The organism is Mesorhizobium sp. WSM4989, from assembly GCF_029625795.1.
GTDB lineage: Bacteria > Pseudomonadota > Alphaproteobacteria > Rhizobiales > Rhizobiaceae > Mesorhizobium.
This window is the reverse complement of record NZ_JARTVN010000001.1, coordinates 2,589,020-2,608,073: the sequence shown is the minus strand read 5'-3', so window position 1 is coordinate 2,608,073 and position 19,054 is coordinate 2,589,020. Positions and strand designations below refer to the sequence as shown.

At 65.5% G+C, this 19,054-nt stretch carries 14 protein-coding genes; 8 read left to right on the top strand and 6 right to left on the bottom strand.

Translation table 11 applies throughout. The features are described 5' to 3' along the window. Positions 1 to 135: 135 nt before the first annotated feature. Together P9217_RS12660 and P9217_RS12655 are read right to left on the bottom strand one after the other, a co-directional pair. Positions 136 to 1,005: a transglutaminase family protein gene (locus P9217_RS12660; RefSeq protein ID WP_278085882.1), complete on the bottom strand. Its 870-nt coding sequence runs from the start codon at positions 1,003 to 1,005 to the stop codon at positions 136 to 138. After that, on the bottom strand, positions 1,005 to 1,130 hold the full coding sequence (locus tag P9217_RS12655; protein ID WP_278085883.1) for a hypothetical protein: 126 nt from the start codon (positions 1,128 to 1,130) through the stop codon (positions 1,005 to 1,007). The genes P9217_RS12660 and P9217_RS12655 overlap by 1 nt, the downstream gene beginning before the upstream one ends. An 81-nt stretch (positions 1,131 to 1,211) precedes the next feature. Between P9217_RS12655 and P9217_RS12650 the strand changes: the two genes are divergently transcribed. Then, entirely contained in the window at positions 1,212 to 1,877 is a 666-nt protein-coding gene (locus P9217_RS12650; protein WP_278085884.1) for an HAD-IA family hydrolase, read from the top strand. A 102-nt stretch (positions 1,878 to 1,979) separates the two neighbouring features. Here the strand turns inward: P9217_RS12650 and P9217_RS12645 are convergent, their stop codons facing one another. Then, complete coding sequence (locus tag P9217_RS12645; protein WP_278085885.1) at positions 1,980 to 2,189, bottom strand: DUF1674 domain-containing protein; 210 nt, start codon at positions 2,187 to 2,189, stop codon at positions 1,980 to 1,982. A gap of 105 nt (positions 2,190 to 2,294) precedes the next feature. On the opposite strand from P9217_RS12645, the gene htpX reads away from it, so the two are divergent. The 4 genes from htpX (at position 2,295) to purH (ending at position 8,269) form a co-directional block, all read left to right on the top strand. Beyond that, positions 2,295 to 3,308 carry a zinc metalloprotease HtpX gene (gene htpX, locus P9217_RS12640; RefSeq protein ID WP_278085886.1) on the top strand — a complete coding sequence of 338 codons (1,014 nt, stop codon included), beginning with the start codon at positions 2,295 to 2,297 and terminating at the stop codon, positions 3,306 to 3,308. Further along, entirely contained in the window at positions 3,299 to 4,684 is a 1,386-nt protein-coding gene (locus P9217_RS12635) for an RsmB/NOP family class I SAM-dependent RNA methyltransferase (RefSeq protein ID WP_245432964.1), read from the top strand. The genes htpX and P9217_RS12635 overlap by 10 nt, the downstream gene beginning before the upstream one ends. A gap of 147 nt (positions 4,685 to 4,831) precedes the next feature. Further along, positions 4,832 to 6,556, top strand: coding sequence for a heparinase II/III family protein (locus P9217_RS12630; protein WP_095799705.1), 1,725 nt, complete (start codon positions 4,832 to 4,834; stop codon positions 6,554 to 6,556). A gap of 96 nt (positions 6,557 to 6,652) precedes the next feature. After that, positions 6,653 to 8,269, top strand: a complete 1,617-nt coding sequence (purH, locus tag P9217_RS12625) for a bifunctional phosphoribosylaminoimidazolecarboxamide formyltransferase/IMP cyclohydrolase (protein ID WP_095799704.1) — start codon at positions 6,653 to 6,655, stop codon at positions 8,267 to 8,269. Between the two features lie 177 nt (positions 8,270 to 8,446). Here purH and P9217_RS12620 read toward each other — a convergent pair whose 3' ends face one another. Both P9217_RS12620 and P9217_RS12615 read right to left on the bottom strand, forming a co-directional pair. Beyond that, on the bottom strand, positions 8,447 to 9,823 hold the full coding sequence (locus P9217_RS12620; protein WP_095799959.1) for an MFS transporter: 1,377 nt from the start codon (positions 9,821 to 9,823) through the stop codon (positions 8,447 to 8,449). 250 nt (positions 9,824 to 10,073) lie between these two features. Further along, complete coding sequence (locus tag P9217_RS12615) at positions 10,074 to 14,870, bottom strand: NAD-glutamate dehydrogenase (protein ID WP_278085887.1); 4,797 nt, start codon at positions 14,868 to 14,870, stop codon at positions 10,074 to 10,076. Between the two features lie 125 nt (positions 14,871 to 14,995). Here P9217_RS12615 and P9217_RS12610 point away from each other — a divergent pair, with 125 nt between their 5' ends. From P9217_RS12610 to P9217_RS12600, 3 genes are all read left to right on the top strand, one after another. Next, a complete protein-coding gene (locus P9217_RS12610; protein WP_067001468.1) occupies positions 14,996 to 15,559 on the top strand; it encodes a peroxidase-related enzyme in 564 nt (187 codons plus the stop codon). 242 nt (positions 15,560 to 15,801) lie between these two features. After that, complete coding sequence (locus P9217_RS12605) at positions 15,802 to 16,125, top strand: YciI family protein (RefSeq protein ID WP_095799958.1); 324 nt, start codon at positions 15,802 to 15,804, stop codon at positions 16,123 to 16,125. A 359-nt stretch (positions 16,126 to 16,484) separates the two neighbouring features. Continuing rightward, the gene (locus tag P9217_RS12600) at positions 16,485 to 17,111 is read left to right on the top strand and encodes a DUF1062 domain-containing protein (RefSeq protein ID WP_278085888.1); all 627 of its coding nucleotides are present in this window, start codon (positions 16,485 to 16,487) and stop codon (positions 17,109 to 17,111) included. 56 nt (positions 17,112 to 17,167) lie between these two features. Here P9217_RS12600 and typA read toward each other — a convergent pair whose 3' ends face one another. Then, positions 17,168 to 18,997: a translational GTPase TypA gene (gene typA / locus P9217_RS12595; RefSeq protein WP_067001463.1), complete on the bottom strand. Its 1,830-nt coding sequence runs from the start codon at positions 18,995 to 18,997 to the stop codon at positions 17,168 to 17,170. Positions 18,998 to 19,054: the final 57 nt, after the last annotated feature.

Sequence of the window (19,054 nt, the reverse complement as noted above, 5' to 3'; positions counted from 1 at the left end):
ATAGGGAAATGCCGTTCATAAAGCGCTTACCATGAGTGGCGGAGCCATTGCGGCCCTTCCCGCTTCGGCACAGTGCGCCCTGTGCCAAAGCGGGTCAGCGCTGGTGCTGGCGCCGCAGTGAAACAGCCGCCTGGCTTACGCGAGCATCTGGGCGCTCGCGGTCCTGTCGATGCCGTGATGCGGCGGCTTGAACAGGTTGCCTTGCTGCTCATAGGTCCACACCTTGAACAGGGTAAGCCGATGCGGGCCGAAGCTGTGCAGCAGCGGCACGTCGGTGGCGTCGCGGCCGCGCGCGATCACGACGCGGCCGATCCTTGGACGATTGTGGCGCGGATCGAACGCGTACCATTTCCCGTCGAGGAACACTTCCATCCAGGCTGAGAAATCCATCGGCGCCGGATCGGCCGGCACGCCGATGTCGCCGAGATAGCCGTTCACATAGCGCGCTGGAATGTTCATCGCGCGGCAGAGCGCGATCGCGAGATGCGCGAAGTCGCGGCAAACGCCGACGCGCTCCTCATGCGCCTGCGCCGCCGTGCGGGTGGCGCGGGCATAGCCGTAGCCGAACGAAAGCCGGCTATGGACATAGTCGACGATCGCCTGCGCGCGCGCCCAGCCGGGCGGCAGGTGGCCGAACAGCTCCCAGGCGAGGTTGCTGAGGTGATCGGTTTCGCAATAGCGGCTGCCGAGCAGGTAGACGAGCACCTCGTCCGGCAGCTCCGCCACCGGCATTTCGCGCGCCAGCGTGTTGATCTCGTCGGCCTCGCCGCTGTCCTCGACCACCCCATCAAAGAGGATGCGAAAACCGCCGGCCGGCGCCGTGAAGCGGCGGCAGATATTGCCATGGCTGTCGCGATAGGTGGTCGTCGGCACCGAAGGCGAGGTGAGAAAGCGCGTCTGCCGCTTGATGTCGGCATGGCGATCCGGGTGGATGTCGAGAAGCGCGATGATCGGCGTCGCGGCATCGCATTCGATGGCGATTTCGTAGCCGAGCCTGATCAGCATCACTTCCCCTTGTTGGTGGTCTTGCCCTTGTTGGTGGTGTTGCCCTTGTTGGTGGTCTTGCAAGACTGGTTGGAGAACGCCGCAATGAGGAGCGTTGTTCCGGCGGCGAGTCGAAATGCCGGCATGCGCCTTTGCAGGCTCGGCTTCGGAGGTTAGGATAGCGGTGCGTTTCGCGCTCCCCGAAAACGATTCCCCCAGGATATCCGATGTTCCCAGGCAGAAAGTTCGCCGCTTTCCTTTTCGACATGGACGGCACGGTCCTCAATTCGATCGCCGCGGCGGAACGCGTGTGGACCAAGTGGGCTCGCCGTCACGGCCTCGACGTCGCGAGCTTCCTGCCGACTATCCACGGCAAGCGCGCGATCGAGACCATCGCCGCGCTGAAGCTTCCCGGCGTCGATCCCGTCGTGGAAGCCGATGCGCTGCTCGAGGCCGAGGCGGCCGACCTCGAGGGCATCGTTCCGATTCCGGGTGCTGTGGCGTTTCTCAAGTCGCTGCCGCCGGGGCGCTGGGCGGTCGTCACCTCGGCGCCGCGGGAACTCGCGCTGCTGCGTATGGCGGCGGCCGGCATTCCGGTGCCCGCCATCATGGTCTCGGCCGAGGACGTCACCCGCGGCAAGCCGGCGCCCGACTGTTTTCTTTTGGCGGCAAAGCGTCTCGGCGTCGAGGCGCGCGATTGCCTCGTCTTCGAGGATGCCCCGGCCGGCATCGCCGCGGGCGAAGCCTCCGGCGCCTCGGTGATGGTGATCAGCGCCACGCATGTCCATCCGGTCGTGACGCAGCACGCCAGCATCGCCACCTACGATGCGCTCGGCGTCGCCACCGACGACAATGGCTGGATGATCATCGAGCCGCAGCGCGACGCGGCCTGATGCATGTCGCGGTGTGCAGCGGTTTTGCGAAGACGACAGCACGAACAATGACTTAAAGCGCGTCGCCTGAATCCGCCTCAGCGCGACGCGCCTTGAGTGTCATTAAAAATCAGTGGCCAGACCCTTCACCTCCCAGTCGCCGTAGCGCCCGGGTTCCTTGCCGCCGCGTCCGCCGAACTCTTTCGGCAGGCGGGCTTCCGCCTCGCGGTATGCCTTCCGCCTGGCTTCCGCTTCCGCCAATGCGCGCTGCGCCTCAGGCGACAGCGTCCTTTGCGGCTTGGCGCCTGCGGTTTTGTTGGGTTGATCGGTCATGCGATGCTTCCTGCCGATTGAAACGGGGACCGGCCTTTCCCATCATATAGCCATGACAATGGCAGGATCGACCCCTATTCGCCACCACGCCAGACGGAAGAGACGATGAATACGCTTCGCACCGCCATGCTCCTTGCTGCGATGACCGCGCTGTTCATGGGCGTCGGCTTTCTGATCGGCGGCACCGGCGGCATGGTGATCGCCTTGCTGTTAGCCGCCGGCATGAACCTGTTCAGCTACTGGAATGCCGACAAGATGGTGCTGTCGATGAACCGCGCCATCGAGGTCGACGAGAGGAACGCTCCCGAATATTATGCGATCGTTGAGGCGCTGGCCAAGCAGGCCGGCTTGCCGATGCCGAGGACCTATCTGATCGACAGTCCGCAGCCGAACGCCTTCGCCACTGGCCGCAATCCCGAAAACGCCGCTGTAGCCGCATCGACCGGCCTGCTGGAGCGGCTCAGCCACGAAGAGGTCGCGGCGGTGATGGCGCATGAACTCGCCCATGTGCAGCATCGCGACACGCTTACCATGACGATTGTCGCGACGCTTGCCGGCGCGATCTCGATGCTCGGCAATTTCGCCTTCTTCTTCGGCGGCAGCCGCGAAAACAACAATCCGCTGGGCTTCGTCGGCGTGCTTGTCGCCATGCTCGTTGCGCCCTTTGCCGCCATGATCGTGCAAATGGCGGTGAGCCGCACCCGCGAATACGAGGCCGACCGGCGCGGCGCCGAAATTTGCGGAAATCCGCTGTGGCTCGCCTCGGCGCTCGACAAGATCGCGCGCGGCGCCGAGCGCATTCCCAATCCGGATGCCGAGCGAAATCCGGCGATGGCACATCTGTTCATCATCAATCCGTTGCACGGTGAGCGCATGGACAATCTGTTCTCGACCCACCCGAGCACAGAGAACCGCATCGCCGCCCTGCAGCAGATGGCGCGCGAGATGAGCGGTGCCGCCCAAGCCGCGCGGCGCGAAGCCCCTGCGCCAGGCCAGCCGGACGAGCCGCAGGCAGGACCATGGAGCCAGCCGGCCGAGCCGGAGCGGCCGAAGCGCAATCCCTGGGGTCGCAACCCGACCGGCCCCCGCGGCACAGGATCCAAAGATCCGTGGTCGTGAGCGGAGCGAAGCGCCGACCGCAAACCCAAGGCAGAGGTGACGCAAGTGCGAGCGAAACGGTCGCCGGCCTCGCGGCGCGCAAGGCGGCCGCCCGCCTGCTTGCCGCCGTCATCGATGCCCATACCCCGCTCGACGGCCTGACCGACAACGAGCACGGCCACCCGCAATACAAGGCGCTCGACCAGCGCGACCGCGCATTGGTGCGCGCCATTCTGGTCACGGCGCTGCGCCACCGCATGACCATTGCCGGACTGCTCGCAAGGCGTCTGGAAAGGCCGTTGCCGGCCAACGCCACCGTGCTCTCGCACATCCTGCACGTGGCCGCCGCGCAGATCCTGTTTCTCGACATCCCCGACAGCGCCGCCGTCGACCTCGCCGTCACCCACGCCAAGTCCGACCCACGCACGCTGCGTTTCTCCGGTCTCGTCAACGGCGTGCTGCGCTCGCTGGCGCGTGCCAAGGGCGCCGAGCTGGCGCCGACGCTCGCCGCGACGACCGAGGCGCCCCAGTGGTTCGCAGACCGACTGGCCACAGCCTATGGCGCCGCCAGGGCGGAGGCCATTCTTGCTGCCCATCGCCATGAGGCTCCAGTCGATTTCACCGTTAAAACCGACCCTTCGCTCTGGGCGGAGAAGCTGGGCGGCATCGTGCTGCCGACCGGCACGGTGCGCGTCGAGAAGCTGCAGACCGGCGTCACCGATCTGCCCGGCTTCGCCGACGGCGCCTGGTGGGTGCAGGATGCGGCGGCAGCCCTGCCCGCGCGCCTTTTCGGCGCCATCGAGGGACAACGCATCGCCGATCTTTGCGCCGCGCCCGGCGGCAAGACGGCCCAGCTGATCCTCGCCGGCGCGAACGTCACCGCCGTCGACAGTTCAAAGAACCGGCTGGCCAGGCTGGGTGAGAACCTAAAACGCCTCGGCCTTTCGGCCGAACTGGCGCACACCGACCTGCTCGACTACCGGCCGGCGGAGCCGTTCGACGCCGTGCTGCTCGACGCGCCCTGCTCCTCGACCGGCACCGTGCGCCGGCATCCCGACGTGCCGTGGACCAAAACCATGGCCGATGTCGAGAAGCTCGCCACGCTGCAGCGGCGCCTGCTCGCTCACGCCGCCACTCTCGTCAAACCGGGCGGACGGCTCGTCTTTTCCAATTGCTCGCTCGACCCGATCGAGGGCGAGGAGCTTTATCGCGTCTTCCTTGCCGGAACTCGCGGCGTGATCGCCGATCCGATCCAAGCGGGTGAATTCGCCGGCCTCGATCCCTTCCTCACGCCCGATGGCACGCTGCGCACCACCCCCGCCGATTTGGTGCTGAATTCACCGGGGGTTTCGGGGCTCGACGGCTTCTTTGCCGCCCGGATGAGAAGGACGATTTAGGACGTTATTGCATAAATCTTGCCGACTTTTTTAGCGATGCCCAGGTCATGGCCGCGTGAAGGGGTTCACTTCGTGGAATCCGCCTTCGCATAAGTTCTTGAATCATATAAGCTTGTGCTTAGGGGCTGACGACTATCAGGAGGGGTTTTGGCACTTGCTGCCGGCAGCACGACGCGTCTTTGGACGCTTGTCGCGAGGGAGTTCTGGCGCAAAACGCGCCGGCGCCTTCGTGCCGGCCCTATCTATCGCTGGCGTTATTCCGGCCGCACGCCCGAGCGCGTCCTCATCGCGCCGCCGGATCTGAGGCTCGCCGACCCGCAGATCGCGCTCGAAATCTACTATGGCCGCTATCCGCTGTCCGGCCACATGGTCGAGACCGGCGGCAAATCGCCTTTCCAGATCAATGTGCCCAATCGCGGCTGGCAAAAGTCGCTGCACGGCTTCCGCTGGCTGCGCCATATGCGCGCTGCCGGCACCGAGCTCGCCGCCGCCAATGCTCGCGCCCTGGTCTCGGACTGGATCGTCATGCACGGCAACCAGATATCGGGCGTCGCCTGGGAGCCTGGCACGACAGCCAAGCGGGTGATTGCCTGGCTGCAGCATTCCTCGGTCGTGCTGCAAGGCGCCGAATTCCCGTTCTACCGCGCCTTCCTCAAATCGCTCGCCATGCAGATCCGTTATCTCAGATCGATGGCGCGCGAGATGCCGGACGGCAAGGACAGGCTGCGCGCTCGCATCGCGCTCGCCTTCTCCACCCTGTCGCTACCCGCGCCGGCCTCGGCGCTGCGCGCCGCCACGCGCAACCTGGCCGAGGAGCTCGACCACCAGATCCTGCCGGACGGCGGTCACATCTCGCGCAACCCGATGACGGTGCTGGAATTGCTCGCCGACCTTCTGCCGTTGCGCCAGACCTATGCCAACCAGGCGGAGGCGCCGCCGCCGGCGCTGATCAACGCCATCGACCGCATGCTGCCGGCGCTGCGCTTCTTCCGCCACCAGGACGGCAGCCTTGCCCGCTTCAACGGCATGGGCGCCACCATCCACGATCGCATCGCCACCATCCTGCGTCATGACGACACGGTCGGCGCGCCGCTGCTGCACGCGCCCCATTCCGGCTATGAGCGCCTGTCGATGGGCGGCGTCACGGTGATTGCCGACACCGGCCTGCCGCCGCCTGTCGACATCTCCAACGCGGCGCATGCCGGCTGCCTCGCCTTCGAGCTTTCCTCCGGGCGCCAGCATTTCATCGTCAACGCAGGCATCGATACCTATGGCGCCGCCGAATTCCGGCCGCTCGCCCGCGCCACCGCCGCGCATTCGACAGCCACCGTCAACGACACGTCCTCGGCGCGCTTCAGTCACTCGTTGCGGGTCAGCGACCTGCTCGGCTCGCCGCTGATCGGCGGCCCGCAGCATGTGCCCTGCAAGCGCATCGACCAGAAGGGTGTGCAGGGCTTTGTCGCGCGCCACGACGGCTATGCCGCGCGCTTCGGCTTGCTGCACGAGCGGGAGGTGAAGCTGGCGGAGAACGGCAATGTGCTGACCGGCCGCGACCGCTTCCTTCGCCCCGGAGGTGCGGCGATCCGCAACAATGGCCGCGACTTCGTCACCGTGCGCTTCCATATCCATCCCGACATCGGCCTGCTGCACGACGAGCAGGACCGCCTGACCCTGGCGGCCGCCCAGGGCGACACCTGGGTGTTCACTTGTGCCGAAGTGGCGCCCGAGATCGAGGAATCGATCTATTTCGCCGGGCTCGGCGGACCGCGCCGCAGCCGGCAGATCGTGCTTGCCTTCAAGGCCTCGGAGATCGCCGAGGTGCACTGGCAGCTGACGCGCGCCGCCGTCGCCGGCTATCCCGAGAACAATTGATTCGCGGCCAAGGAACCCGAGTTGCGCGCTTGATTTCCGAGCCTCATATGCTACGGCCCGCGAACGTTCCCAACCAGCCTTGAAAGGCCGCCAGCCATGGCCGTCCCCGCCAAGAACATTCCGGCGCCCGACCTCGTTCCGATTCGCCGCGCGCTGCTTTCCGTTTTCGACAAGACCGGTTTGATCGACTTTGCCAAAGCCCTTGCCGCCGCCGGCGTCGAGCTGGTCTCCACCGGCGGCACCGCGAAGGAGATCGCCGCGGCCGGCCTGGCCGTACGCGATGTTTCGGAGCTGACCGGCTTTCCCGAGATCATGGACGGTCGCGTCAAGACCTTGCATCCCTCGGTGCATGGCGCCCTGCTCGGCGTGCGCGACGACGCCGAGCACGCGAAAGCGATGCACGACCACCACATCCAGCCGATCGACCTCGTCGTGTCCAACCTCTACCCGTTCGAGGAGGTCCGCCGCTCCGGCGCGGGCTACGCCTCGATCGTGGAAAACATCGACATCGGCGGCCCGGCGATGATCCGCGCCTCGGCCAAGAACCACGCCTATGTCGCCATCGTCACCGACCCTGCCGACTACGCCTCGGTGCTCAACGCGCTCGAGATGAATCTCGGCTCGCTGTCGCTCGATTTCCGCAAGAAGCTGGCGGCGAAGGCCTTTGCTCGCACCGCGACCTACGATGCGGCGATCTCCGGCTGGTTTGCCGACACGCTCGAAATCGAGCATCCGACCTGGCGGGCCTTCGGCGGCCGTCTCGACCAGGTGATGCGCTATGGCGAGAACCCGCATCAGGGCGCCGGCTTCTATCTCTCCGGCGACAAGCGCCCGGGCGTCGCGACCGCCAGGCAGCTGCAGGGCAAGCAGCTTTCCTACAACAACATCAACGATACCGACGCCGCCTTCGAGCTGGTCGGTGAATTCGATCCGACCCGGTCAGCGGCGATAGCCATCATCAAGCACGCCAACCCGTGTGGCGTCGCCGAGGGCGCGACGCTGAAGGCGGCTTACGCAAAGGCGCTGGCCTGCGATCCGGTCTCGGCCTATGGCGGCATCGTCGCCATGAACCGCATCCTCGACGCCGAGGCAGCGGAAGAGATCGTGAAGACCTTCACCGAGGTCATCATCGCGCCCGATGCCACCGATGAGGCCGCGGCGATCATAGCGGCGAAGAAGAACTTGCGCCTTCTGGTCACCGGCGGTCTGCCCGACCCGCGCGCCGCCGGCACGGTCGCCAAATCGGTCGCCGGCGGGCTGTTGGTGCAAAGCCGGGACAATGCGGTGGTCGACGACCTCGAGCTCAAGGTGGTGACGAAACGCGCGCCGACTCCGGCCGAGATGGCCGACCTTAAATTTGCCTTCCGCGTCGCCAAGCACGTCAAGTCGAACGCCATCGTCTACGTCAAGGACGGCTCGACCGTCGGCATCGGCGCCGGCCAGATGAGCCGCGTCGATTCCTCGCGCATCGCCGCCCGCAAGGCGCTCGACGCTGCCGAGGCGGCTGGCCTGGCCGAGCCGCTGACCAGGGGTTCGGTCGTCGCTTCCGACGCCTTCTTCCCCTTCGCCGACGGCCTGCTGTCGGCCATCGAGGCCGGCGCCACGGCCGTGATCCAGCCCGGCGGCTCGATGCGCGACGAGGACGTGATCGCCGCCGCCGACGAGCACGGCATCGCCATGGTGTTCACCGGCGTGCGGCACTTCAGGCATTGAGGGCCCTTCTTCCCTTCTCCCCTTGTGGGAGAAGGTGGATCGGCGCTTAGCGCCGAGACGGATGAGGGGTGTTCCAGCTTGGCAATGCGCTTGAAATTGCCGCCGCCTCATTCCGTCCAGCACCCCTCATCCGTCGCCTTCGGCGACACCTTCTCCCACAAGGGGAGAAGGAGAGCGCTATTCCACCGGCTTGTCCGCCGGATATGGCGTCCTGACCAGGATTGCCATGCCGAGGCCGAGGAACAGCGCGATCACCGCCATGCCGAGCCGTGCCGAGCCGCTGGCCAGCGTGATCGTCGACACCAGGAACGGCGCCAGGAAGCTCGTTGCCCTGCCGGCCAGCGCGTAGATGCCGAAATAGCGGCCGGACTCGGCGGCCGTGACGCTGCGCGCCATGTAGGAGCGCGAGGAGGCCTGGACCGGCCCGAAGGCGAGTCCGATCAGCAGGCCGTAGAGGATGTAGGCCTTTTCGGCCGCGGTGCCGAAGAGGCCGCCGGAATCGGTGGTGGGCAGCTGTATTAGGCCGAGCAGCGTGAAGCCTGGCCCGGTCGACACGACGCCGATCGTAGCCAGCAAAAGCAGCATCAGCGCAATCATCACCACGGCCTTCGATCCGAGCGCGGTGTCGAGGCGCGCGGCGATCCAGCAGCCGAAGATCGCGACGACGTTGAGGATGATGCCGAACATGCCGATCTCGGTGATCGACCAGTTGAACATGCCGGCGGCAAAGGTGCCGCCGAGCGCCAGGAGCGCGTTGACGCCGTCCTGATAGATCATGCGGGCGACGAGGAAGCGGAAGATGCCGACGCGCTTGCGCACCTCGAAGAGCGTGGACTTCAATTCCGACAGGCCCTCCCGCACCGCCGGGCCCATTGAAAGCCCCTTGATGGCGTCCGGCGTGAAGATGAACATCGGCAGGATGAACAGGAAGTACCATCCGGCCGACATCGGCCCGGTGAAGCGCGCGTCCTCGCCGAGCTTAGGATCGAGCCCGAACAGCGGGTCGAGGCCGATGATCGTCTTGCCGGTTTCCAGATTGCCGGCCAGGAACAGCACCACGAAGATCAAGGCCACCATGCCGCCGAGATAGCCGAGCCCCCAGGCGATGTTGGAGATCTTGCCGATGTCCTCCTTGGGCACTAGGCGCGGCATCATGGAATCGTTGAAGACGGTGGAGAATTCCGCGGCCACAGAGGCGAGCGAGAAGAGCAGCACGATCAGGAACAGGCTGGAGCCGGGCGCGGCGAACCAAAGCAGCGTAAGGCTGATGATCTTGACCGCCGCGAAGGAGGCGATCCATGGCTTGCGCGGCCCGGTCTGGTCGGCAATCGAGCCGAGCACCGGCGAAAGCACCGCGATGACGAGACCCGCGGCAGCGATGCCGTAGCCCCAGGCAGCCTGCCCGGTTGTGGGGTCGCTCGCCATGCGCGAGACGAAGTATGGCCCGAAGATGAAGGTGGTGACGACGGTGAAGAAGGGTTGCGCTGCCCAGTCGAAGAACATCCAGCCCCAGATGCCGCGCCCCGTTGCCCGCTGCACTGCTACTTCGGCCATGTCCCCTCCGGCATCGTCCGCTTGCCCCGCGCCCCGCGCATGTCTGCATGTTTTCGGGCGGCGATGCAAATGAACAAGCACGGCGCCGCCGCTCATTGGCTTGCGCGTTTCCACTCCGCGTCAGCGGGAACAAGAGCGCCGGCCGCGACCTCTTCCTTCTGGGGAGATCGGACCTCAGGTCCGGATGGGGGTGGCGCCGAGCCCCGCCCCGCTGCTTCGCAGCGACCTCCCCGCAAGGGGCAGGGTAAACCTACATCCCCGTCAGGTCGCTCATCAGGCCGGACGCCACCGACAGCCGAGACACGGTGATGTCGCCGCCTTCGGTCAGCGCCTGCAGCCTCTCGCGGATTCGCCCGACCTGCTCGCCGCCTGCTTCCAGCCAGGCCGCCACCGGATCCGCCGCCTGGCCGTGGGCGGTGAGCGCCGCGACCGCGATGCCGCGTCTTGCGGCGCCGATCGTGTCGGTCGCGCGCGACAGCGCCAGCTGGTCGTAATAGTCCGGCGGCATGATCGAGCGCGCGGCCTCCTCGACCCGAGGGATGCGAAAAGCGTCGCTGACGGCGAAGAAGGCCCTGGCGGCGCTGACGATGTCGGCATTGGCCGTGCGTGCGGTGAGCGCGATGTCCGGGATCAGGTCGCTCACCTCGGCCAGCGCCAGCTTTTCGGCAAGTTTGTCGGGCGCGCCGCCCTCAAACAGGTCATGGCGCCGCGCCTCGATCCGCTCGCGCGAGAAGGCCGGCAGCAGCGAGATGAGCTTCGGCTCCAAAGACTTGCGCGCTTCCTGCAAGTCGGCGATGCGCTGGCCGAGCGGCGCGGAGGATAGGTCGTTCTTCAGGTACCAGCCGCTGGTCATGAAGATGAGCCGGCTGACTGCCTGGTAGAGATCGAGCTGCGTCTGGCCGTCGATCTGGTTGTCGAGGGCATCGATCTCCTTGTAGAGCCAAGGCAGCGCGAAACCGTCGCGCACCAGGGCGAAAGTGCGCACGACGGCGCCCGCTGTGCGGCCCGTCGCTTCCTGCAGCCGGTTGACGAAAGACGGCCCGCCGCGGTTGACGAGATCGTTGGCGACGACGCGCGCGATGATCTCGCGCCGCAGCCGGTGGGCACGGATCTCGCCGGCGAATTTCTTCGCCATCCGCTCCGGGAAATAGCCCATCAGATCGCGGTCGAAATGCGGATCGTCCGGCACGTCGCTGGCGACGATGTCGGAGAAGAGCACGATCTTGGCATAGGCAAGCAGCACGCCGAGCTCGGCCCTGGTCAACGGCTCGCCGCGAGCCTCGCGCTCGGCAAGCGCCGCCGGCGAAGGCAGCGTCTCGACGGCGCGGTCGAGCAGGCCGCGCGCTTCGAGCGCCGTCATGAAGCGCGCCTGGTGCGCGATGTCGGCCAGCCCGCGCTTGCGCGCCAGCGACAGCGCCAGCGTCTGCTGGTAGTTGTTGGAAAGCACCAGCGTGCTCACCTCGTCGGTCATCTCGGCAAGCAGCTTGTTGCGCGCCGGCCGCGCCAGCGAGCCTTTGCGCATGGCCGACGCCAGCGCGATCTTGATGTTGACCTCGACGTCCGAGCAGTTGACGCCGCCCGAATTGTCGATGGCGTCGGAATTGCAGCGGCCGCCCTTCATACCGAACTCGATGCGCGCCCGCTGCGTGACGCCAAGATTGGCGCCCTCGCCGATGACCTTGGCGCGCACGTCGAGCGCGGTGACGCGGATGGCGTCGTTGGCGCGGTCGCCGACATCGGCATTGGTCTCGCCGGAGCCCCGGACATAGGTGCCGATGCCGCCGAACCACAAAAGATCGACGGGCGCCTTGAGGATGGCGTTCATGATCTCGACCGGCGTTGCCGTGGTCTTGGCGAGGCCGATCGCGGCGGCCGCCGCCTGCGGCAGCGTTATCGACTTCAGGCTGCGCGAGACGATGACGCCGCCTTCCGACAGCTTTGACTTGTCATAGTCCTGCCACGACGAGCGCGGCAGTCCGAACATGCGCTGGCGCTCGGCCAGCGAGGCCGCCATGTCCGGGTCGGGGTCGATGAAGATGTCGCGGTGGTCGAAGGCGGCGATCAGCTTGGTTGCCGGTGACAGGAGCATGCCGTTGCCAAACACGTCGCCCGACATGTCGCCGACGCCGACGACCGTGAAGGGCTCGGTCTGGATGTCGCGGTTCATCTCGCGGAAATGCCGCTTCACCGCTTCCCAGGCGCCCTTGGCGGTGATGCCCATCTTCTTGTGGTCGTAGCCGGCCGAGCCGCCGCTGGCGAAGGCGTCGTCCAGCCAGAAATTGTGCGTCTCCGAAATGGCGTTGGCCGTATCGGAGAAGGTCGCCGTGCCCTTGTCGGCGGCAACGACGAAATAGGGATCATCCTGGTCGCGCCGCACCACGCCGGCCGGCGGGATGATGCCGTCGACACCGATATTGTCGGTGATCGAAAGCAGGCTGGAGACGAAATTCTTGTAGGCCGAAGTGCCGGCCTCGAAGATCGCGTCGCGGCCGGCGCTCATCGGCAGTTTCTTCGGATAGAAGCCGCCCTTCGCGCCGACCGGCACGATGACCGCGTTCTTGACCTGCTGCGCCTTGACCAGACCCAGCACCTCGGTGCGGTAGTCCTGGGCGCGGTCAGACCAGCGCAGGCCGCCGCGCGCCACCGGGCCGAAGCGCAGATGAACGCCCTCGACCTCCGAGCCGTAGACGAAGATCTCGCGCCAGGGGCGGGGCGCCGGCAGCCCGTCGACCGCCTGCGAATCCAGCTTGATCGCCAGCGACTGTCCTTTGTCTTTCGTATCGGCAACGAAATGATTGGTGCGCAGCGAGGCTTCGATCAGGTTGAGATAACGACGGATGATGGTGTCGTCATCAATGTTGGGCACCTCTTCCAGCGCGTCCTTGATCTTGGCCTTGAGGTGCTTGGCGGCGACCACGCCCTCGGTCTCGGCCGTCGGGCCAAGGCGGGCAACGAACAGCTGATGCAGGCCGCGCGCGATCTCCGGATAGCGGTTGAGCGCGGCGGCGATGAAATCCTGGCTCTGCGGGATACCGGCCTGCTGCAAATAGCGGCCGTAGGCGCGCAGGATCGTGATTTCGCCCGACCAGAGACCCGCGGTCTGGGCAAGGCCGTTATAGCCGTCATTGTCGACGTCGCCGCGCCAGACCGACAGGAAGGCATCCTCGAACAGCGCACCGTCGCCGAGGTCGATCGGCTTGCCGTAGCTGTTCTCCAGCTCCATGTCGTGGATGAACACCATGCCGGAGGCTTCGTCGCCAACCTCGAAGGTGCGCTCGCTGATGACGCGGAAGCCGATATTCTCCAGCACCGGCACGCGCCGCGACAGCGCCACGGGACTGCCGTGGTGATAGATCTTCAGCGCCGCCTGGTGCGGCTTCTGGTCGGCATGGCGGTAATAGTCGATGGCGATTGGATTGGCCGCATCGATCCTGGCGATGCGTCCTGCATCGGCCAGCGCCACGGCCGGCGAGAACGAATCGCGATAGCTTTCCGAAAAGCGCGAGGCAATTGCCGTAAGCGTTGCATCGGCGCCCGATTCCGACACTGCTTCGCGCAGCGCATCGTCCCAGGTGCGCACGATGTCGCGGATCGCTGCCTCTATCGTTGCCGGCTCGACCTTCGGCGTCTTGCCGCCGGAGCGGCCGATGATGAAATGCACACGCGCCAGCCCGCCTTCTGGGAAGGCCGGATAATATGCCGACAGCCGGCCCTGAAATACTGTCTTCAGGTAGGTGCCGATCTTCTCGCGCACGACGCTGTCGTAGCGGTCGCGCGGCACGAAGACGAGAATCGAGACGAACCGGTCGAACTGATCGACCCGCACCAGCGCCCTGACGCGCGGCCGTTCGATCAGTCCGAGGATGGCTTCGGCGTGCTTCCTGAGGATCGGCACCGGAACCTGAAACAGCTCGTCGCGCGGATAGCTCTCCAGCACGTTGATCAGCGCCTTGCCGGAATGGTCATGTGGATTGAAGCCGGACTTGGCGATGACCGTCTCGGCCTTCGAGCGCAGATAGGGGATCTTCATCACCGAACGCGTGTAGGCGGTCGAGGTGAACAGGCCTACGATGCGCAGCTCGCCTGAAAGCACGCCCTTGGCGGTGTAGGTTTTGACGCCGATATAGTCGAGATAGATGCGCCGGTGCACCAGGGACTTGGCATTGGCCTTGGTGACGATCAGCGGTTCCGGCCCATGCAGGAAGGCGCGGATCTCCGGCGTTGTCGACACCGCCTCGGTGCCGCGCCTGAGAACCAGGACGTCGGGATCCGCGAGGATGCCGAGGCCGGGTTTGTCGGCGCGCTCCAGCATGCCGCTCTTCTCGCCGCCGGTGTAGTTGAACTCGCGCATGCCGAGGAAGGTGAAATTGTCGTCTCGCAGCCATTCGAGGAAGGCGATCGCCTCGGTGACATGCGCCTTGTCGAGCGGCACCGGCGCGTAGCGGAATTCCGAGATGGCCTGATCGAGCCGGGCAAGCATCGGCTTCCAATCGGCGACGGCGGCGCGCACCTGGTCCAGCAGCTTCTTCAGGCGGCCGGCCAGGGCTTCGGCCTGATCCGCCGAAAGGCGGCCGATATGGACGTGGACGACGCTCAGCCGGTCATGGCTGGTTTCGCCCTTGACGGAGCCGCCGTCTCCGAGGATCTCCTCGATGCCGCTCTTGCCGTGCCGGACGACGATGACGGGATGGGTGACCAAAAGCGGCTCGCCGGCGCTCTCGGTGATCTCGCCGAGGATGGAATCGAACAGGAACGGCATGTTGTCGTTGACGACGGTGATGACCGTCATCGGCCGGCCCTGGCGCGTCACGCCGGAATCCACGTCTATGGCAATGATGCAATCGCCCTTTCTGTGCCTGGCGACCGCCCGGCCGGCGAGATCGGCGGCGCGTTCGAGGTCGGCGACGTCATAGGCGGCGATGTCTTCGGCCGGCGTGCGGGCGAGGAGATAGTCGGCGAGCCTGCCGGGCTTTTCGCCTGCCCTTGCCGCGCCTCCTTTTGCCGGACTGGTTTTTTTCGGCTGGCTTGCGGTTTTCAGGCTGGCCATGATGTGAAGTCCCTCCCGTCACATGCTTTTGGGTCTATGGTAGCAGATGAGCGCTATTTGGCGACAAAGGTTTGACGACGCTTTAAGAAAATCGAACCGACGCTCACCCTGCGAGGAGAACGGATATGACCGACAGGATTACGGCGCTCGACCTGGCCCGGGCGGAGCTGAGCGAAGCGACGAAGGCTTATTTCGCCAAATGCGAGGAAAAGCTCGGCCTCGTGCCCAACGTGCTTCTGGCCTACGCCTTCGACGAGAAGAAGCTGCGCGCCTTCACCGACATGTACAACGAGCTGATGCTGGGCGAGTCCGGCCTGTCGAAGCTGGAGCGCGAGATGATCGCGGTCGCCGTTTCCTCGATCAACCAGTGCTACTACTGCCTGACCGCGCATGGCGCGGCGGTGCGCCAGCTTTCCGGTGAGCCCGCTCTTGGCGAGATGATGGTGATGAATTTCCGCGCCGCCGGCTTGCCCGAAAGGGAGACGGCGATGCTGGAATTCGCGGTCAAGCTGACGGAGGAGCCAGCCAAGATCGTCGAGGGCGACCGCGCCGCGTTGCGACAGGTGGGCTTCAGCGATCGCGACATCTGGGACATCGCCTCGACTGCCGCCTTCTTCAACATGTCGAACCGGGTGGCCGCCGCGGTCGACATGCGACCGAACCCCGAATACCACGCCATGGCAAGGTGAGGCTCACCGGCCTCACATTAGCAACGTCGAATTTCTCGTTGCCCGCCCCGCCGTTTGGGTCGATGATCAACGATTGCGGTTAGCCCGCATATCGATGATTGCGGCTAGCTCGCATATCAACGATTGCGGCGTAGCCGCATATCGGATTGCGGCGTAGCCGCATATCGGATTGCGACATAGCCGCATACCGCCAGGCGGCGCTGCCGCATCCCGGCTCGACGCTGCCGAAAAGGGAGGAGAACATGGCGAAATTTCTCTATGTCTATCACGGCTCCGGCAAGATGCCGACCGACGAGGCCGAGCGCAAAGCCGCGATGGATGCCTGGACCGGCTGGTACGACAAGCTGGGTTCGGCCGTGATCGACGGCGGCAATCCTGTCGGCATGTCGAGAACGGTGCTGCCCGGCGGCGCGGTCGAGAACAATGGCGGCAGCAATCCAACCGCCGGCTACACGATCGTCGAAGCGAAGGATATCGACGATGCCGTCGCCAAGGCCAGGGATTGTCCGATCCTGATGAACCCGGCCTTCAGCGTCGAGGTCGCGCCGATCATCGAGATGATGTAGCGCCAAAGCGCCCGAAGGTCGTCACAGTGAAACACGGCGGGCGGCATACTCTTGCCCGCCCGCCGTCGCACGGCTAGAAGAGCCGATCCTTTCCCGATTTCGAGTTTCACTTTGCCTCAGTAACCGCCGGTCTCGTCTACTCCCGAAAGCACCGCAGGCGCGCTTTGGCGGCACCTGCATTCATTTCATGTGTTCTTCAGGCGGCGGAGCGAGACCGGTTTGGCATTGCTGAGCCGCCGTCGCGCAATCGCGCGGGCGCCTGATTTTCAACCACTACAGCCTTTCGCCACACCGTGCCCGCATGGGCATCTCGGACATTGCCGCGCTGACGGACTTCCCGACGGGAAGGGCCTATCGGCATGTCTCGAACTTTGCGCATTCGCTGGGTGGTCGCGCCCGCAGTCGCGCCTCGACCTCTCATCAACTGCAATCGCTGCGGCGGCGTCAAACCTTACCAATGCAGCGGAAAGTTCCGCGTCAACGCCAACGGCAAGCGCATCGATGCCTGGCTGATCTATCGCTGCACCGACTGCGACAATTCCTGGAACCGAACCATTTTCGAGCGATGCAACCGTCGCGACATCGCACCGGCGCTGATGGCTGCACTGGAGCGCAACGATCCGACGCTGGTCCGACACTATGGCTTCGATGCCGTGGCGCTCAGAAATCGGGTCGGGCGGATCGAAGAATCTCCGGAAGTCACGGTGCGAAAGGAGGCGCTGGATGGCAGGCCGGAAGGCGCGACGGCGCTTTGGCTTGAGCTTCGGCTCGATGCCGCAACGCCCTTGCGGCTTGACCGCTTGCTCGCCGGCGAGCTCGGCATCTCCCGGTCGAGGCTGCAGGCCTGGGAAGCGCGGCGGTTGCTCGCCATCGAACCGTGCGGCGCCAAAGCCCTGCGCAGGCCGGTGCGCGACGGCATGGTGGTACGCGTCGACCTCTCCGGCGAGACCGGCCGTGACGCTGTCGTTTCGGCCGCATGTGCATGAAGTGAAAAGAGAGGGAGCGATGCCCCCTCCCTTGAGTAACTGCCTGGGCTAAAACCCTACGCCGCGCCCATCACCTTGGCCGACTTCTCGAAGCGCTTGCGCTCGTTCGGGTCGAGATAGAGCTTCCTGAGCCGAATGGTCTTCGGCGTCACCTCGACCAGCTCGTCGTCCTGGATCCAGGCCAGCGCGCGTTCCAGCGTCATGCGGACCGGCGGCGTCAGCTTCACCGCCTCGTCCTTGCCGGCGGCGCGGATGTTGGTGAGCTTCTTGCCCTTCAGCACGTTCACTTCCAGGTCGTTGTCGCGGGAATGGATGCCGATGATCATGCCCTGGTAAACCTTGACGCCCGGATCGATGATCATCGGGCCGCGGTCCTCCAGGTTCCACATCGCATAGGCGACCGACTCACCCTGTTCGTTGGAGATCAGCACGCCATTGGTGCGGCCGGGCAGCTCGCCCTTGTACGGCTCATAGGCATGAAACAGCCGGTTCATCACGGCGGTGCCGCGCGTGTCGGTCAACAGCTCCGACTGGTAGCCGATCAGGCCGCGGGTCGGCGCATGGAAGACAAGGCGCTGGCGGTTGCCGCCGGAGGGGCGCAGCTCGACCATCTCGGCCTTGCGTTCCGACATCTTCTGCACGACCACGCCGGCGTGCTCCTCGTCGACGTCGATGACGACTTCCTCGACCGGCTCCAGCAACTGGCCGTCATCGCCCTTCTGCATGACGACCCGCGGGCGCGACACGGCGATCTCGAAGCCTTCGCGGCGCATCGTCTCGATCAGCACGGCAAGCTGCAACTCGCCGCGACCGGAGACGAAGAAGGAATCCTTCTCCGGCGATTCCTCGATCTTGAGCGCCACATTGCCTTCGGCCTCGCGCAGCAGCCGGTCGCGAATGACGCGGCTGGTCACCTTGTCGCCCTCGGTGCCGGCAAGCGGACTGTCGTTGACCAGGAAGGACATGGTCACCGTCGGCGGGTCGATCGGCTGCGCATGCAGCGGCTCGCTCACGCTCGGATCGCAGAAGGTGTCGGCGACGGTGCCCTTCGACAGGCCGGCGATGGCGACGATGTCGCCCGCCTGGGCTTCCTCGATCGGCTGGCGCTCGAGCCCGCGGAAGGCGAGGATTTTCGAGATTCGTCCGGTCTCGATCTGCGTGCCGTCATGGTGCAGCACCTTGACCGCCTGGTTGGGCTTCAGCGAACCGGACTCGATGCGGCCGGTGATGATGCGGCCGAGGAACGGATTGGCTTCGAGGATCGTACCGATCATGCGGAACGGACCGGGATGCACCGTCGGCGCCGGCACATGCTTGACGACGAGATCGAACAGCGGCGCAAGGCCCTGGTCTTTCGGGCCTTCAGGATTTTCCGACACCCAGCCGTCGCGGCCCGAGCCGTAGAGGATCGGGAAGTCGAGCTGTTCGTCGGTCGCATCGAGCGCCGCGAACAGGTCGAACACCTCGTTGACCACCTCGATGTGACGGGCGTCCGGGCGGTCGATCTTGTTGATGACGACGATCGGCCGCAGACCTACCTTCAGCGCCTTGCCGACGACGAATTTGGTCTGCGGCATCGGCCCTTCGGCGGCGTCGACGAGCACGATCGCCGAATCCACCATCGACAGGATGCGCTCGACCTCGCCGCCGAAGTCGGCGTGTCCGGGCGTGTCGACGATGTTGATGCGGGTGCCCTTCCAATCGACCGAGGTCGCCTTGGCCAGGATGGTGATGCCGCGTTCTTTTTCGAGGTCGTTGGAGTCCATGGCGCGCTCGGCGACGCGCTGGTTTTCGCGGAAGGCGCCGGACTGTTTCAGGAGTTGGTCGACGAGCGTGGTTTTCCCATGGTCGACATGCGCGATGATCGCGATATTGCGGAGGTTCATTGTCTGGTCTCGGGAGCGTTGCAGGCAGCAGGCCCGAAAGCGCCGCCTTTTTCGTTG

What these genes read in the sequence shown, in the direction of transcription:
- P9217_RS12660 (WP_278085882.1), bottom strand. Translation starts at nt 1,005, where the DNA reads ATGCTGATCAGGCTCGGCTACGAAATCGCCATCGAATGCGATGCCGCG.
- P9217_RS12655 (WP_278085883.1), bottom strand. Translation starts at nt 1,130, where the DNA reads ATGCCGGCATTTCGACTCGCCGCCGGAACAACGCTCCTCATTGCGGCG.
- P9217_RS12650 (WP_278085884.1), top strand. Translation starts at nt 1,212, where the DNA reads ATGTTCCCAGGCAGAAAGTTCGCCGCTTTCCTTTTCGACATGGACGGC.
- P9217_RS12645 (WP_278085885.1), bottom strand. Translation starts at nt 2,189, where the DNA reads ATGACCGATCAACCCAACAAAACCGCAGGCGCCAAGCCGCAAAGGACG.
- htpX (WP_278085886.1), top strand. Translation starts at nt 2,295, where the DNA reads ATGAATACGCTTCGCACCGCCATGCTCCTTGCTGCGATGACCGCGCTG.
- purH (WP_095799704.1), top strand. Translation starts at nt 6,653, where the DNA reads ATGGCCGTCCCCGCCAAGAACATTCCGGCGCCCGACCTCGTTCCGATT.
- P9217_RS12620 (WP_095799959.1), bottom strand. Translation starts at nt 9,823, where the DNA reads ATGGCCGAAGTAGCAGTGCAGCGGGCAACGGGGCGCGGCATCTGGGGC.
- P9217_RS12615 (WP_278085887.1), bottom strand. Translation starts at nt 14,870, where the DNA reads ATGGCCAGCCTGAAAACCGCAAGCCAGCCGAAAAAAACCAGTCCGGCA.
- P9217_RS12610 (WP_067001468.1), top strand. Translation starts at nt 14,996, where the DNA reads ATGACCGACAGGATTACGGCGCTCGACCTGGCCCGGGCGGAGCTGAGC.
- P9217_RS12605 (WP_095799958.1), top strand. Translation starts at nt 15,802, where the DNA reads ATGGCGAAATTTCTCTATGTCTATCACGGCTCCGGCAAGATGCCGACC.
- P9217_RS12600 (WP_278085888.1), top strand. Translation starts at nt 16,485, where the DNA reads ATGTCTCGAACTTTGCGCATTCGCTGGGTGGTCGCGCCCGCAGTCGCG.
- typA (WP_067001463.1), bottom strand. Translation starts at nt 18,997, where the DNA reads ATGAACCTCCGCAATATCGCGATCATCGCGCATGTCGACCATGGGAAA.